Below are 16,831 nucleotides of genomic sequence, written 5' to 3' on the forward strand. Positions count from 1 at the left end.
TTCCCATAAAATGATAAGTTCTGTCAAGTTTAAATTAAAAAGAGCTGAAATTATCATTTCAGCCCTAATTATTTTTATTTAATCTTTTCTTCCTCGTAGTCACCATTGCTACATACAATCTGTTTTCCGCCACCACGGATTTTTTTCTCCATGAGGAAGTGGCCACATTTAGGACAATCACGTCCAACAGGTTTATCCCAAGAAGTAAACTCACATTCTGGATAACGATTGCATCCATAGAAAATACGATTACGTTTGGTTTTGCGTTCGATAATTTGCCCTTGATGACAATTTGGACATGTAACACCGACTTCTTTAACAATGGCTTGCGTATGTCGACAATCTGGGAAATTGCTACATGCGTAAAACTTACCGAAGCGTCCAATCTTAATTACCATAGGACTACCACAAACTTCACAGTCAAATCCAGCTGGCTCATCCTTGATTTGAATTTTTTCCATCTCTGCTTCAGCTTTAGCGACCTCTTTAGAGAATGGTTTGTAAAATTCATCAATAACCCGTTGCCACTCCTCTTTTCCGACCTCAACATCGTCCAGTTTACCTTCCATTTCAGCGGTAAATTTCACATTAACAATGTCTGGGAAATATTCGACAATCAGCTTGTTAACGACTTGACCTAGATCAGTTGGTTCAAAGCGTTTAGACGCAAGTCTTACATAGTAGCGTTTTTGGATTGTTTCAATGGTTGGAGCATAGGTAGATGGACGTCCAACTCCATTTTCTTCCAAGGTCTTAATCAAAGTAGCCTCAGAATATCGTGCCGGTGGTTGTGTGAAATGTTGTTCAGGTTTGCTATTAACCTGTTTGACCACATCTCCTACTTCCATATCAGGCAGCATCTTATTTTTATCAGAATCGTTGTAAATGGCTAAATAACCATCAAACTTAACCTGACTACCATTCGCCGCGAATTGAACACCATTTTGCGAAAGTTTAACAGCCATGGTATCAAAAATTGCACCAGTCATTTGACTCGCTACAAAGCGGTTCCAGATAAGAGTATAAAGTTTTAGCTGGTCTTTATCCAAATACTTAGCAATTTTCTCAGGTGTATTAAAGACACTTGAAGGACGAATAGCTTCGTGGGCGTCTTGAGCGCCAGAGGCATTTTTCACCTTACTACCATGTTTAGAATACTTACTACCAAAACGTTCATTGATGTAGCTAGCGGCTTCATTCTGAGCAACTGGACTGATACGAGTAGAATCCGTACGCATATAGGTGATCAAACCTTGGACACCTGTACCAATATTGATTCCTTCATAGAGTTGCTGAGCAACCATCATAGTCTTTCTAGTACGGAAGTTAATCTTGTTAGCAGCATCCATCTGCATAGAAGACGTTGTATATGGAAGAGGAGCATTGCGCTTTCTTTCCTTTTTATCTACTTGATCAACTGTAAAATCCTTGCTGTTCAAATGAGATAAAACTTTTTTGACTTCATCATTGGTAGTCAACTTCATCTTCTTGCCATTCATTCCATAAAAAGAAGCTTGGAATTGCTTGGTACCTTTTTTAAAGATACCATCAATCGTCCAATATTCTTCTGGTTGGAAGGCATTGATTTCATTTTCACGATCAATGATTAGCTTAAGAGCAACAGACTGAACACGTCCTGCTGATAAGCCTTTTTTAACCTTTTTCCAAAGAATTGGTGAAATTGAATACCCCACTAAACGGTCCAAAACACGACGGGCTTGTTGGGCATCGACCAAATCCATATTGATTTTACGAGGTTCTTTAAAGGCATTTTTTACTGCATCTTTGGTAATCTCGTTGAAAACAACACGGTTGGTATCATTCTCGTCTAGATCTAAAATATGCGCTAAATGCCATGAAATAGCCTCCCCTTCCCGGTCCGGGTCACTTGCAAGAAAGACTTTATCGGCTTTCTTAGCTTCTTTTTTCAAATCATTGATGAGAGGACCTTTCCCACGAATATTGATATATTGCGGTTCGTAATTATTTTCCACGTCAACTGACATACTTGATTTTTTCAAATCACGAATATGTCCTACGCTGGCTAAAACCTTATAATTACGTCCTAGATATTTTTCAATCGTTTTCGCCTTAGCAGGCGACTCTACGATAACAAGATTTTTTTTACTTGTTGATTTTTTCTTTTTGGTTGCCGTTACCACAGTATCACACCTTCTCAAAGTAATTAAACTTTATAAAGTGTAAACCATTTTTAAAAACCTGTCAAGACATAACACCCATATAATAGAAGAAAAGTTTGTTAAATGAAATCATTTCATTCATTAAAATTCAAATTCTGCTAGTATATCCTGCCCACATGTTGCTAGTTTTGCTCCTTCTTGGATTAAATGATGACAGCCGTCTGAGCGTCCATCTAAAATGGAACTTGGAATCGCGAAGACATCTCTACCTTCCTCCATGGCACGCTCACAAGTGATTAAGCTACCAGATCTCATTTTAGCTTCTGCAACGATGACTCCTCGACACAATCCCGCAATAATTCGATTTCTGGCAGGAAAGTGATATTTCAAGGGTTCTTCTCCTGGACCGTACTCACTTAGAAGCAAATGATGTTCTCCAATGTATTCTTGAAGGCGTTTATTGGAGCGGGGATAATAGACATCTAAACCAGTCCCAATCACTGCAATCGTTTTGCCCCCAGTTTGTAGAACAGACATATGGGCTGCTGTATCAATTCCTCTAGCAAGTCCACTCACCACAACTAATTCATTTTCCAGTTCTTCAATAACTTTACGAACTGATTTGGTTCCTATTTGACTACAAGAGCGGCTACCAACAACAGCAACCTTGGGTAATTTCAAGAGATTTAAATCTCCTTTATAAAAAAGCAATACAGGTGCATCATAAATTTCACTGAGTGAAATGGGATAAACATCATCCAAAATTGAAAATGATGGGAACTTTTCAAAATCTTTCTTCAGACGTTCCATGCTTTCAAAAGTCAGTTTATGATACCGCTCCATAAAAACTACTGTATTACGACACTCCGATGCTTCAGCGATTGTCTCTAAACTCAATTCCTGATCATAAATTTCTCCGTATTGAAGTACTTTCAGAACTTGCTGATTACTTAAACCTGCTTGCTTTAACTTATAAATCTCAAAATTATCAATCTTAATCTTCATTATTAACTCCTTGTTTCCTATCTCTATTTATATATTCGTAGAAAAAGAAAAAAACTCCCAACAATTTTACTTGTAAGGAAGTTTCTATTTATCTTTGTTATGTTAGTAATCAGGTCGAAGAACTCCGGTGACAGTCGCTTTAGTTGCTTCGTAGTCTCCATCAATAACAACCTTGATAATGCGTTTAGCATCCTCTTCAGGCGCAGGAACCAATGGGAGACGAGTTGGACCAGCTTCAAATCCCATATAGTTGAGGACTGCCTTAACAGGTGCAGGACTTGGGTATGAGAAGAGAGCATTAACCTTGGGAATAAACTTACGTTGAATAGCTGCCGCTTTCTTCATATCACTCTCTTCAATCGCAGTGAACATTTCATACATTTCATCACCATTGGTATGAGAAGCAACAGATATAACTCCGTCTGCACCAAGGTTCATAGCATGGAAAGCATCTCCATCTTCACCAGTGTAGATCAAGAATTCTTCTGGTTTGTGCTCAATCAAATAAGCCATATTGGCAAGACTGGTACATTCTTTGACACCAATGATATTTGGATGTTCCGCTAAGCGAAGCATGGTTTCTGGTGTTAACTCAACTACTACACGACCCGGAATATTATAGATAATAATTGGCAAATCAGAAGCGTCTGCAATAGCCTTAAAGTGCTGGTACATACCTTCTTGGGATGGTTTATTGTAGTAAGGAACAATTGCGAGACCAGCCGCAAAGCCTCCAAACTCCGCTACCTCTTTGACAAACTCAATAGAGTCTCGTGTATCATTAGTACCAACACCAGCTATTAAAGGAACACGGCCATTAACAACCTTCTGAACAGCTGCAAATAACTGTAACTCCTCATCGTGAGTAAGAGTCGGACTCTCAGCAGTCGTCCCCGCCAAGAGAATTCCGTCTGTATGATGTGCCAATAAATGTTCAATCAATTTTGGTATCGCGTCGAAATTTATGGAGCCATCTTCATGAAAAGGAGTAATAAAAGCAGTGATAATTTTACAATCTTTTAAATCTTGATAAGACATAGAAAAAACCTTTCTATATATAAGAAAGAGGCTGGGCTTTACTTGCCTTTGCCTCCTGTTCTGTACATAAAATAAGAGGAAAAAATCAAACTCTTCGAGTTACTGATTTCTGTTTTGCTCCCTATTTCAATTCAAATTTTAATTCAACTGTTGGGCGTACTAGACCACGTTCATGTAAAGTCTCTGCAATTTGAACTGAGTTCCAAGCAGCACCCTTGAGAAGGTTATCTGAAACCACCCACATATGAATTCCCTTTTCTGCATCCAAGTCTTTACGGATACGACCAACAAATGTGTCACGAGAACCAACCGCATTGATAGCTTGTGGATAGATTTGGTGAGCCACATCGTCTTCGAGAACTGCACCCGGGAAGGCAGCAATCGCAGCTTTGACTTCATCGATTGGTGCTACTTCTTTTGTTTCAATATAAACAGACTCAGAGTGAGCTGACAAAACTGGAATACGTACGCAAGTTGCTGAAACGGCAATGCTTTCGTCTTCCATGATTTTCTTAGTTTCGTTTGTCATCTTCATTTCTTCGTAAGTGTAATCATTATCAGTGAAGACGTCAATTTGAGGAAGGGCATTAAAAGCAATTGGATAGTGTTTCTTATCGCCACCTGATGGCAAGATTTCCGCATGCAAATCACGTGGATTTACACCATCATTCAATACTTCACGCAATTCACGTTGTGTCTCAAGAATGGCTCCCATACCTGCACCTGAAACAGCTTGATAAGTTGAAACGATGATACGATCTAAGCCCCACTTTTGACGAACTGGTTCAAGTGCTACCATCATTTGAATAGTTGAACAGTTAGGACATGCGATAATTCCGTTGTGAGCATCAAGAGCATGGGCGTTTACTTCAGGAACAACCAATGGCACATCTGGATTTTGACGGAAGTAAGAAGTGTTATCTACAACGACTGCACCTGCTTTAACAGCATATGGTGCGTATTTTGCAGAAGTTGAACCACCAGCTGAGAAGAGAGCAATATCAATCCCTTCAAAAGCTTCTTCTGTTGTTTCTTCAATCGTCACATCTTGGCCCTTGAATTGCAAGACCTTTCCTGCAGAACGTGCAGACGCAAGGTAGCGAATCTTATCGATTGGAAGAGTTGATTCTTCCAACATTTTGATCATTTGAGCACCAACGGCACCTGTAGCACCGACAACAGCAACTGTATATCCCATAACAAACCTCTTTTGGAATTTTCTAAAAATTTCTATAATAGAAACATTATACTACTTTTTGGAGGAATTGAAAAGTCTTTACCTAATCTATTTTCTGAAATTGACAAGAAAAGGCGGTGGGACAGAAATCGATAGACAAAGTCTCGATTTCGTAGTCCCAGCCCCGCGAGGATGATTAGGAGCTTTTTGGAGTCTAAAAGACGAACAAAAAGTTCAATCAGCTACCGCGTCAAAGTTTGATTGCTAATAAAAAATGAGGTCGGGCTCTTTTGTCCCAACCTCTTCTACTATTCATAAAATTGTTTATATGGCTTATTAAAAGCATCTAAAATATTTGATGGAGTATCTAAATAAGATTTTGTCTCAGTCCAATTTCCTTTAACAATAATTCTTTCAGCTGCATTAGCATCTTCACAGGTCACTAGGGTGATTTCATTAATCCCCTCATGATCCTCAATTAAATCTACTCGGTCAGGAGTAACAATTTTAACTTCATCTATCTCATACGTATAGACTTTTTCTTTATCTGTTAGATAAATTTTCATCCCTTTCTCAGCTCGAGCTAGAGGTGAAAATAATTTCTTGTCTGCATTATTACCAGTAAATATACGGTGACTAGCTAGAGAATAGTTCCCTTCTCCCATTACTTGATTAGCTTTCATTGTACCAGCACCATAAAAAAGGTTGACGTTATCGAGTCCCTTAAATATTGGAAGATTCATTTCAAGTTCTGGAATAGCAATTCCTCCAATAACCGGGAGTTGCTGAGAATTCCATTGAGCTGAAAGAACTGCCTCTGATGAAAGTGCTTTGACAGAGTCAAAATCAAAATTTCCACTAGCAGTTTTATTTTCCTCAATTTCCTCTTTTGAAACCTGACTTACTTGATATTTATTGGTATTCCAAATCATAATTACATCACGTATCTTCGAATTAAAAATCAAAGCTAGAGACAAAAGGATTAGAAATCCAGCCAAAATATTAATCAGCAGATTCTTACGCTTATTTTTTTTACTTTTTATTCTTTTTTGAGACATTATTCTTCACTTTCTGTTTCGTTTTCTGTCCCAACTTCTTCTTTCTCTGTTGCTGCAACTGTTGTAAAGGTTACAATCTTAGCATTTTCATCTAGACGCATAACTTTTACTCCCATAGTTGAACGTCCAGTCTGTGAAATATTAGCAACATTTGTTCGAATCATGACACCTGTATCTGTGATAACCATCAAGTCTTCATCGCCTTTTACTGTGAGAAGGCCTGCAAGTTGACCGTTTTTATCAGTAATATTAGCGGTTTTCATACCTTTACCAGCACGACCTTTAGTTGGATATTCAGTGGCAACTGTACGCTTACCGTATCCTTTTTCGGTTATAATGAGGACCTCATCTTGGTCAGTGATTACTCTAGCTCCAACTACAGCATCTCCTTCACGAAGATTTACCCCTTTAACACCAGTAGCACTACGACTCATGCTACGAACGGATGACTGGTTGAAACGAACTGCATAACCTAATTTAGTACCGATAATGATGTCAGTATCTTCTTGAGTAAGAAGAACATTAATCAATTCGTCCCCATCTTTCAAATTCAAGGCTTTTAGACCATTTTGACGAATGTTGGCAAATTCTTTAACGCTAGTTCTCTTAACAATACCTGCTCGAGTCGTAAAGAAGATGTATGCATCATCACTACGTTCTGATTCGACATTAATGATGGTTTGAATGCTTTCTCCCTCATCCAGTTTCAAGAGGTTAACTACTGGCAATCCCTTGGCTGTACGACCATATTCTGGGATTTCATAACCTTTCAAACGATAGACACGACCTTTGTTAGTAAAGAAGAGCAAGTGATCATGGGTGCTAGTAGAAACCAATTCACGCACAAAGTCATCGTCCTTAACTCCTGTTCCCTGTACGCCACGTCCACCACGTTTTTGAGCAGTGAACTCATCTTGGTCCAAACGTTTGATATAACCTTTATTTGATAGAGTGATAAGAACATCAGACTCTTCAATCAAGTCTTCATCTTCGAGCGTCAAAACCTCTCCCACCATCAACTCTGTGCGACGTTTATCAGCAAATTTGCGCTTCACTTCATCAAGTTCTTCTTTGATAATTTGCGCAACACGTTCTGGTTTAGCAAGAATATCTGCCAAATCAGCAATCAAAGCAATAAGGTCATCATATTCAGATTGTATCTTATCACGTTCCAAACCTGTCAAACGACGGAGACGCATGTCAAGAATTGCTTGACTTTGACGTTCAGAAAGCTTGAACTTGCTCATCAATTCTGCTTGAGCTTCTTGGTCAGTTTCGCTGGCACGGATGATACGAATGACTTCATCAATATGATCCAGAGCAATTAGCAAACCTTCCAAGATATGCGCGCGTGCCTCAGCTTTTTCTTTATCAAATTGAGTGCGACGAGTCAAAACTTCTTTTTGGTGCTCAATATAAGCATCCAAGATTTGACGAAGAGAGAGAATCTTTGGAACACCATTTTGGATGGCCAGCATATTAAAACCAAAGCTAGTCTGCATCTGAGTCATCTTGAATAAGTTGTTCAAAATAACATTAGCTGATGCGTCGCGTCTAACTTCAATAACAAAGCGAACACCCTCACGGTTAGATTCATCACGAACAGCTGTAATTCCTTCAATACGTTTCTCTTGAACCAGACGCACAATATGTTCATGTACTTTGGTTTTGTTGACCATATATGGGAATTCAGTAACAACGATACGTTCGCGACCTGTTTTAGTTTCTTCAATTTCCGTACGAGAACGAAGAACAATAGATCCCTTACCAGTCTCATACGCCTTATGAATACCTGATTTACCCATAACTAGGGCACCAGTTGGGAAGTCTGGACCAGGCAAAACTTCCATCAAATCTTTGGTTGTAACTTCAGGATTGTCCATGACGAGTTTAACAGCATCAATGGTTTCACACAAATTATGAGGTGGAATATTGGTCGCCATACCAACGGCAATACCTGTGGCACCATTGACCAAAAGATTTGGGAAACGAGCTGGTAAAACAACAGGTTCTCGTTCATTGGCATCATAGTTATCTACAAAATCAACGGTATTTTTATTGATATCACGAAGCATTTCAAGAGCAATCTTGCTCATACGTGCTTCGGTATAACGTTGCGCGGCAGCACCATCACCGTCCATAGAACCAAAGTTACCGTGCCCATCTACAAGCATGTAGCGGTAGCTCCACCATTGAGCCATACGAACCATAGCTTCATAGATAGATGAGTCCCCGTGTGGGTGGTATTTACCCATTACGTCCCCTGTAATACGGGCAGATTTCTTATGAGGTTTATCAGGCGTAACTCCTAATTCGTTCATTCCGTACAAAATACGACGATGAACAGGTTTCAACCCATCACGAACATCAGGAAGAGCACGCGATACGATTACACTCATGGCGTAGTCGATAAAGCTAGTCTTCATCTCCTTGGTCAGATTGACATTCACTAAATTTTTATCTTGCATTAACAAATGCCTCGTTTCACTATTAGTAATTACATATATTATACCATAGTTTGGACTATTTTACAGTCTAACAACACGTGTAAAACGTTTACATGTTTATCCCGAAGGTATATCCGTGACAAAGCTTAGCAAAAGTGATAGAATGAAATCAAATGGGGTTTCCCTCTTAATAAAATAAAGGAGATGTTTAGACAAATGACAGCAACTAAACAACACAAAAAAGTTATCCTCGTCGGTGACGGTGCCGTAGGTTCATCTTACGCTTTTGCCCTCGTAACACAAGGAATTGCACAAGAACTTGGTATCATTGAAATTCCTCAATTGTTTGAAAAAGCAGTTGGTGATGCTGAAGATCTTAGCCACGCGCTAGCTTTTACTTCACCTAAAAAAATCTATGCAGCTAAGTACGAAGACTGTGCGGATGCTGACCTTGTAGTTATCACTGCTGGTGCTCCTCAAAAACCAGGCGAAACTCGTCTTGATCTTGTTGGTAAAAACCTTGCTATCAACAAATCAATTGTTGAACAAGTTGTTGCATCTGGATTTGACGGTATCTTCCTTGTTGCTGCTAACCCAGTTGACATTTTAACTTACTCAACTTGGAAATTCTCAGGATTCCCTAAAGAACGTGTTATCGGTTCAGGTACTTCACTTGACTCAGCTCGTTTCCGTCAAGCACTTGCTGAAACTATCGGTGTTGATGCTCGTTCAGTTCACGCCTACATCATGGGTGAGCACGGTGACTCAGAATTTGCCGTTTGGTCACACGCTAACGTTGCCGGTGTTAAATTGGAACAATGGTTACAAGCTAACCGTGACTTGAATGAAGCAGATCTTGTTGAACTCTTCATCTCAGTTCGTGACGCTGCTTACTCAATCATCAACAAAAAAGGTGCTACATACTACGGTATCGCAGTTGCTCTTGCTCGTATCACAAAAGCTATCCTTGATGATGAAAATGCGGTTCTTCCACTTTCAGTCTTCCAAGAAGGACAATACGGAGTTGAAAACGTCTTTATCGGTCAACCAGCTATCGTTGGTGCGCACGGTATCGTTCGCCCAGTTAACATCCCATTGAACGACGCTGAAACTCAAAAAATGCAACTTTCTGCTCGTGAATTGCAAGAGATTATTGACGAAGCATGGAAAAACCCAGAATTCCAAGCTGCTTCTAAAAACTAATTCAATTTAATTTTAAAAAAAATGTCTAGACAAAACAGTCTAGACATTTTTTATAACGTTAGTCCATTTGTGCAAAAGCTGCTTCCGCGTCTGCATTACTAATGGCACCTAACTGAATCTTAGCAATTTTACCGTTTGAATCAATTAGGTATTCAGTTGGGATACTTCGAATCTGATAGGCTTGGAAGGTAGTTCCCTTAGTGTCATATAAGACAGGTATATCCTTATAGCCCTGCTCCTCAAACCATTTTGGAAATTGGTCTATCGTTTTTTCGCCTTGAAGGCCGGGTGCAATAACAGATAATATTTCAAAATCACGATCTTCTTTTGCAGCAAGCTCCATCAATTCTGGCATACTCTTACGGCAAGGCCCACACCAAGAAGCCCAGAATTTTAGATAAACTTTTTTACCTTTAAAATCAGATAGTTTGACTTCTTTTCCATCCATCGATTGTAGCGTAAAATCAGGCGCTTCTGCTCCTACAGCTATTTGCTTAACCGTTGCTTGTTGTTGTGTTTGAGTCTTTTGATTTTCTTGACTTGATTCCTTCTCTTCCTTGACACAAGCAATCAAAAGAAAGATAGATAAGAAACTAAGTCCAAAATAGATTGTTTTTTTCATAGATAACTCCTTTTATCCTAATATTCCAGATAAGACATTTAACTGTCCCAACATTAATAAAATTCCCATGAGAATAATTAGTAAACCACCAATTCTTTTCAGTAAGAGTAGGTGAGATTTAATTCTACTAAAATAAGGCATGATCAGACCTGATGCCAAGGCCAATACTAAAAATGGAAGCGACATTCCAAAAGTATAAACTAGGGTTAATAAGGCCCCTTGAAGAGCTCCATTTCCTCCTGAGGCAGCTAATGCTAAAATTGAACTTAAAACTGGACCAATACATGGAGTCCAACCAAAGCTGAAGCTAATACCTAATAGAAAGGCTGATAGATATTTACTAGACTGTTTTTGATCAAATCTTACTGTTTTTTGGAACTCTAATTTTCGTAAATGAAGGATTTCCATCTGATGTAAGCCTAGTATGATAATAATACCACCCATAACATAACGAAACCAATCAGCATAGAGTAAGTTGCCGAGAAATCCTGCTCCAAACCCTAGAATAAAGAAAATGAGAGAGATACCTGCGATAAAACAGAATGTCCGAATTAATCCTGACCACGCAACATCCTTACCTAAAAACCGAAATGTCTTTGACTGCTCTTGGTCATCTAGCAAAACACCTGCATAGACTGGTAACAAGGGAAAGATGCAGGGTGAGAAAAACGATAAAACCCCAGCTAAAAATACAGAGATAAAAAATATAATACTTTCCAATTAAGAACCTTCTTTCAAAATTTTCACTTTATATTTTACTACAAATAACATTATAAGTCTTAACTTTGCTACGCTATTATTTTATAGAAAACAAAAAGGAGCTTAGCTCCTTGAAAATCTTATTAATAAGTTCCCTCTTCACCTTGACTTGTCAAGATTACAGGGCCATCTTTGGTAATAACAAACTGATGTTCGTACTGACATGACAGACCACCGTCGATAGTTTTATGTGCCCAACCTGTCTTCATATCTGTATCGATTTCCCAATCACCTGTATTAATCATAGGTTCGATTGTCAAAACCATACCTTCACGAAGACGAAGACCACGACCAGCTACACCATAGTTAGGAACCATTGGTTCTTCATGCATAGTTGGGCCAACACCGTGTCCTACAAGATCGCGGACAACACCGTATCCACGACTTTCAGCATATTTTTGAATCGCTGCACCAATATCGCCAATTCGGTTACCAACAACAGCTTGCTCGATACCCTTATACATAGCTTCCTTGGTCACGTCCATCAAGTTTTTAACTTCTTCTGATGGTTTACCAACTGCGTATGCCCAACAAGAATCAGCCAAGCCACCCGTAAAGTTTTGAGTATATTTTTTCATCTGCTCAACGTTGTTAAAATTGAGTTTAGAAACATTGAGGTCGGACTTCGCGATTGGCCCACCAAGAACCATATCAACCTTGAGGAGGTCACCCTCTTTGAGGATATAATGACGAGGGAAGGCGTGTGCTACTTCGTCATTGAGCGAACAGCAGGTTGCATATGGATAGTCCATCATTGCTCCATCAACACCAATCTGTAGTGGAAGGAAATTCTCTTCTTTACAACGACGGCGAACATACTCTTCTACTTCCCACATATCAACACCTGGCTTAATGATATCACGCAAGCCAATGTGGATACTTGCAAGAAAATCACCGGCCTTATCCATAGCTTCGATTTCTCTAGCTGATTTTAATGTAATCATGTTTACTCCTAGATTCTAATTAATTTTTACAGTTACATTTGCTTTTGATACAATTTGATGATTGAGATAAATGTCATAATCAATAATAGCCGATCGTCTCGTATGATGAATAATTCTAGCTTGAATTCGTAGAACATCATCAATCTGAACAGCCTGTAAAAAGTAAATCAACATTTGTTCAATGATGAGGTTACGCCCGCTATTAACGACCAAGTCTTGCGTCATATGAGTCAAGATTTCTGAAAGAACACCATTAGCCAGAACACCATTTTTTTCTAACATAAAGGGTTCGACTGTAATAACAACTTCATCATGATGATAAGATAGCTTCTGTCCAATCTGTTCTGAAAAGGTTGGTAAAGTTGAGACCTGAGAACGACTCATTTTTTCCATGACATCACGTCTAGTAATGACACCAAGCAAGGTTTGATTGCTCCGTACAACAGGTACCATTTCAAAATCCTCAGCAATCATTCTCTGGCTCACGTTAGCAATGTTTGTGGCTAAACCGGTCATGTAGACCGTTCTTGTCATGACCTTATCAATGGTAGTCCCTGGTGACTTATCTCCAGCATCACGCATGGTCACGACACCCACAACAACCTTATGCTGATTGATAACAGGGAATCGACTACTTCTATTCTTACGAACTAAATCTAAGTAATCTTTAACAGTATCCGTTTCCTGTAAAAAACCATATTCATGACAAGTGCGATAGATTTTTTCAACCGTTAAAATATCTGTCTTTATTTGTACATTTGACAAAGCTCGGTTAATCATGGTCGCAACGGTAAATGTGTCATGTTTACTGCGTAACACTGGGATATTTTTCTTATTAGCAGCATCCAAAACATCTTTATGAACTTCAAATCCACCTGTTACCAAGACAGCATTTTCATTCTCAAGTGCCAATAATTGGATTCGTGTTCTGTCACCTACAATAAGTAGACCACCATCATGAAGATAAGAAAGAATGTTCTTTTCTGTCATGGCTCCAATGGAGAATTTACTGAATTCTCTCTCCAAACCAGCTTGACCAGCTAAAACTTCCGAACCAGTGACTTCTGCAATTTCTGCAAAGGTTAATCTCTCAATGGCAACTTTTTTGGACTTGACACGGACAGTTCCACTTCGAGGACGTGTTTCAACCAATCCTCTATTTTCAGCTTCTTTGATAGCACGATAAGCTGTACCATCACTCACTCCCAGACGATTTGAAATACTTCGAACACTAACCCGTTTTCCGACTGGTAATTCTTCTAAATAAGCTAAAATTTCTTGGTGTTTACTCATTTAGCTCTCCTTTTGTATAGCGAAATTCTAGATAATCCCGCATCTTACGAGTATAGCGGTCACTACCCTTGAAACGACGATATAGAACGAAGCCTGATTTTTGTGCAACCTTTTGACTAGCACTATTTTCTAAATGCGTCACAATAGAAAGTTGCTTTAATTCAAACTGGTCCATAGACAAATCGCGTAATTTAGTCACTGCTTCCGTCATATATCCCTGAGACCAATAGTTTTTCCTTAAAAAATAGCCAATTTCTGCTTCTTTACGGATTTCATCCAGCTTTTCAAACTTGATGGCTCCAATCATCATCTGTGCTTTCTTATCACAAATCGCCCAAATTCCCAAAGGTGATTTCATAAAGTAGTTAGCAAGAGCATATTGACTTTCCTCAATGCTGGCTTGCGTAGGAAAAATAAATTGGAGATTTTCAGGGTCTGATGCTAGAGCATGAAAGTCATCTACATCCGTAAAAAAGAATGGACGGAAATACAAACGTTCCGTCTCATAGAAAGAATACATTGCTAATTTTGTCCAGATATTCATTGTGTTCCTCAAAATGGCTAATCTTCGATTAGCTCAATATCTGCTCCAAGCTTACGTAATTTCTCAATAATATTTGAGTAGCCTCGTAGGATGAACTCTACACTAGTAATCTCTGTTCTACCTTCAGCCATTAATCCAGCAATAACCAAGGCTGCACCTGCACGTAAGTCAGTCGCTCTTACACTTGCACCGTGTAAAGAATTACCACCCTTATAGATAATGTGATCATTAGTCGTTGTAATATCTGCGTTCATTTTAGCTAATTCAAAGACATGGTTCACACGTTTTTCATAAATGGTATCAATCAGTGTCCCTCGTCCTTCTGCTTTCAACAAAAGTGGTGTAATCGGTTGTTGAAGGTCTGTAGCAAATCCTGGATATGGAGCAGTCTTGATATTAACAGCTTTTAGATTTTTCTGCTCTTCAACAAAGATACTATCTTCAGAAACAGTCATATGAACACCCATTTCTTCAAGTTTCGCAATGAAACCTTCTAAATGTTCATAGAGTACATTGTTAATAAGAATTCCTTGTCCCACAGCAGCAGCTAAAGAAATATAAGTACCAGCTTCGATACGATCTGGAATAACTTGATGACGTGTGCCGTGTAGAGATTCAACACCATCGATAGTAATCATATCCGTACCTGCACCACGAATATGAGCTCCCATATTATTTAACAAAGTAGCTACATCAATAATTTCAGGCTCTCGAGCAGCATTTTCAATGACTGTACGTCCTTGAGCTTTTACCGCTGCAAGTATCGTATTAATAGTTGCTCCTACACTTACAGTATCCATATAAATACTAGCACCCTGTAACTTAGAACCATTAGTTGAGAGATTCATATTGTCTCCCTCATAGGTTGTCTTAGCACCCATAGCTTCAAAAGCTTTCAAGTGCAAGTCAATAGGACGAGGTCCCAAGTCACATCCACCAGGTAAACCTACTGTTGCTTCACCAAAACGTCCAAGAAGACTACCGTAGAAATAATAGGATGCGCGAAGACTGTTAATCTTACCGTATGGCATTGGCTTATTTTGAACACCACGAGGGTCAATCTCTAAAACATCGTCATAGCGCTTAACACTCGCACCCATAATTTCCATAATATCAACCAAACTAGCAACATCAGAGATATCAGGAACACAATCCAAAATAACTACATCATCTGACAAAATAATAGCTGGAATCAGAGCTACTACACTATTTTTTGCTCCGCTAATGGTAATCTCACCCTTTAATGGACGTCCACCGTTAATGACTATTTTTTTCATTATTTTTTATATACTCTTTCACTATTTATTCATAAGGTCTCACTCTATATTATACCATATTTCCTTCTTATTATCTATCATAATAAATCAAATAAGCTCCTTAAGATTTTATTGATTTAAAACAGTTTCTCAAGTAAACTTTAAAAATAACTGATACTAATATTGTTCAAGAAAAAAAGCTTTCCAAAAATCTTGGAAAGCCTTTTTTTAATGCTTATTTAGCGATTGGGTAAACAGAAACTTGTTTCTTATCGCGACCTTTACGTTCGAAACGTACTACGCCTTCAACTTTAGCGAACAAAGTATCGTCTCCACCACGTCCAACGTTTACACCTGGGTAGATGTGTGTACCACGTTGACGGTAAAGGATTGATCCACCTGTTACAGTTTGTCCATCAGCTGCTTTAGCTCCAAGACGTTTAGCTTGTGAATCGCGTCCGTTTGATGTAGAACCTCCACCTTTTTTGTGGGCGAAAAGTTGCAAGTTGTTAAGAGTCATTTTTAACATAATGTTTTCCTCCGTGTTAGTTTTCTGTGATAACTCTGGTTTGGACGAACTCAGAAGAGTTCTCCGATAAGTTTGCCATACCTAAGAAAAATGATTCAAAGAATAATTGTGTCATTTCTCTCTGGTGAGAAGGAAGATCTTTTGGAATTTCAACCATCAGATAGCCACCTTCATCTTCGTTTAATTCTAAGATTGGTTCATAGCCTGCAAATTTCTCAATAGAATTGATAAAGTTTATGGCAAGCGTAGAAACCGATGCACACACGACATCTAGGCCGTATTCGCCACTCTCGGCGTGTCCAGTAATCTCCGCACTCCTCAGCTCGCCATCTTCGGCTCTCTCAAAGACTGCTTGTATCATGTGTTCTCCTTAAAATTAAGCGTTGATTGCGTTGATGACAACTTTAGTGTATGGTTGACGGTGACCTTGTTTACGGTGGCTACCTTTTTTAGGTTTGTACTTGTAAGTAACAACTTTCTTTTGTTTTCCTTGTTTTTCAACAGTTCCAACTACAGTAGCTCCAGCAACAAGTGGAGTTCCGACAACAGTGTTTTCACCACCAACAAGAACAACTTCGTTAAAAGTAACTTCTTGACCAGCTTCAACGTTCAATTTTTCAACGTAAACTGCTTGACCAACTTCAACTTTAACTTGTTTTCCGCCAGTTTTGATAATTGCGTATGTGCTCATTATGCACCTCCTATGATTTTTTGGGGTTTCCCCGAATTTTTGTGAAGACTCGCCTAGCATCGTGGGACGAACCACTTAAAAGAAGAGCTCTTAGTATAACAAAGAATAAACTAGGAATTAAGCC

The 16,831-nt window shown here is 38.9% G+C and carries 16 protein-coding genes; 1 reads left to right on the forward strand and 15 read right to left on the reverse strand.

The genetic code is table 11. From position 1 onward, the window contains the following. Positions 1–74 precede the first annotated feature (74 nt). The 6 genes from topA to gyrA all read right to left on the reverse strand — a co-directional run bounded on the left by topA (position 75) and on the right by gyrA (position 8,887). Positions 75–2,162: a type I DNA topoisomerase gene (topA, locus tag QM859_RS01850; protein ID WP_414261936.1), complete on the reverse strand. Its 2,088-nt coding sequence runs from the start codon at positions 2,160–2,162 to the stop codon at positions 75–77. Between the two features lie 120 nt (positions 2,163–2,282). Then, positions 2,283–3,140: a DNA-processing protein DprA gene (dprA, locus tag QM859_RS01855; RefSeq protein WP_414262186.1), complete on the reverse strand. Its 858-nt coding sequence runs from the start codon at positions 3,138–3,140 to the stop codon at positions 2,283–2,285. A gap of 108 nt (positions 3,141–3,248) precedes the next feature. Next, entirely contained in the window at positions 3,249–4,184 is a 936-nt protein-coding gene (gene dapA / locus QM859_RS01860) for a 4-hydroxy-tetrahydrodipicolinate synthase (RefSeq protein WP_225750255.1), read from the reverse strand. A 121-nt stretch (positions 4,185–4,305) separates the two neighbouring features. After that, positions 4,306–5,382: an aspartate-semialdehyde dehydrogenase gene (locus QM859_RS01865; protein WP_414261937.1), complete on the reverse strand. Its 1,077-nt coding sequence runs from the start codon at positions 5,380–5,382 to the stop codon at positions 4,306–4,308. 287 nt (positions 5,383–5,669) lie between these two features. Continuing rightward, positions 5,670–6,419, reverse strand: a complete 750-nt coding sequence (locus tag QM859_RS01870) for a class A sortase (protein ID WP_414261939.1) — start codon at positions 6,417–6,419, stop codon at positions 5,670–5,672. Then, on the reverse strand, positions 6,419–8,887 hold the full coding sequence (gene gyrA, locus QM859_RS01875; protein WP_414261940.1) for a DNA gyrase subunit A: 2,469 nt from the start codon (positions 8,885–8,887) through the stop codon (positions 6,419–6,421). Before gyrA ends, QM859_RS01870 begins: the two co-directional genes overlap by 1 nt. Positions 8,888–9,082: 195 nt before the next feature. Between gyrA and QM859_RS01880 the strand changes: the two genes are divergently transcribed. Further along, positions 9,083–10,069 carry an L-lactate dehydrogenase gene (locus QM859_RS01880; RefSeq protein ID WP_004253416.1) on the forward strand — a complete coding sequence of 329 codons (987 nt, stop codon included), beginning with the start codon at positions 9,083–9,085 and terminating at the stop codon, positions 10,067–10,069. 58 nt (positions 10,070–10,127) lie between these two features. Here QM859_RS01880 and sdbB read toward each other — a convergent pair whose 3' ends face one another. The 9 genes from sdbB to rplU all read right to left on the reverse strand — a co-directional run bounded on the left by sdbB (position 10,128) and on the right by rplU (position 16,707). After that, entirely contained in the window at positions 10,128–10,691 is a 564-nt protein-coding gene (gene sdbB, locus QM859_RS01885; protein WP_414261941.1) for a thiol-disulfide oxidoreductase-associated lipoprotein SdbB, read from the reverse strand. A 12-nt stretch (positions 10,692–10,703) separates the two neighbouring features. Further along, complete coding sequence (gene ccdA2, locus QM859_RS01890) at positions 10,704–11,411, reverse strand: thiol-disulfide oxidoreductase-associated membrane protein CcdA2 (protein ID WP_414261942.1); 708 nt, start codon at positions 11,409–11,411, stop codon at positions 10,704–10,706. Positions 11,412–11,533: 122 nt separating this feature from the next. After that, the gene (locus tag QM859_RS01895; protein WP_414261943.1) at positions 11,534–12,394 is read right to left on the reverse strand and encodes a methionyl aminopeptidase; all 861 of its coding nucleotides are present in this window, start codon (positions 12,392–12,394) and stop codon (positions 11,534–11,536) included. Between the two features lie 15 nt (positions 12,395–12,409). Continuing rightward, positions 12,410–13,687, reverse strand: coding sequence for a CBS-HotDog domain-containing transcription factor SpxR (gene spxR, locus QM859_RS01900; RefSeq protein ID WP_006148632.1), 1,278 nt, complete (start codon positions 13,685–13,687; stop codon positions 12,410–12,412). After that, positions 13,680–14,231, reverse strand: a complete 552-nt coding sequence (locus tag QM859_RS01905; RefSeq protein ID WP_414261945.1) for a GNAT family N-acetyltransferase — start codon at positions 14,229–14,231, stop codon at positions 13,680–13,682. The genes spxR and QM859_RS01905 overlap by 8 nt, the downstream gene beginning before the upstream one ends. A 17-nt stretch (positions 14,232–14,248) precedes the next feature. Continuing rightward, positions 14,249–15,508, reverse strand: a complete 1,260-nt coding sequence (locus tag QM859_RS01910) for a UDP-N-acetylglucosamine 1-carboxyvinyltransferase (protein WP_414261946.1) — start codon at positions 15,506–15,508, stop codon at positions 14,249–14,251. 214 nt (positions 15,509–15,722) lie between these two features. Then, complete coding sequence (gene rpmA / locus QM859_RS01915; protein WP_000916509.1) at positions 15,723–16,016, reverse strand: 50S ribosomal protein L27; 294 nt, start codon at positions 16,014–16,016, stop codon at positions 15,723–15,725. 16 nt (positions 16,017–16,032) lie between these two features. After that, a complete protein-coding gene (locus QM859_RS01920) occupies positions 16,033–16,377 on the reverse strand; it encodes a ribosomal-processing cysteine protease Prp (RefSeq protein ID WP_000613699.1) in 345 nt (114 codons plus the stop codon). Positions 16,378–16,392: 15 nt separating this feature from the next. After that, positions 16,393–16,707, reverse strand: coding sequence for a 50S ribosomal protein L21 (gene rplU / locus QM859_RS01925; protein ID WP_000109141.1), 315 nt, complete (start codon positions 16,705–16,707; stop codon positions 16,393–16,395). Positions 16,708–16,831: the final 124 nt, after the last annotated feature.

Origin of the sequence: Streptococcus infantis (assembly GCF_047463175.1) — a bacterium.
In the GTDB taxonomy this organism is placed as follows: Bacteria; Bacillota; Bacilli; order Lactobacillales; family Streptococcaceae; genus Streptococcus; species Streptococcus infantis_AC.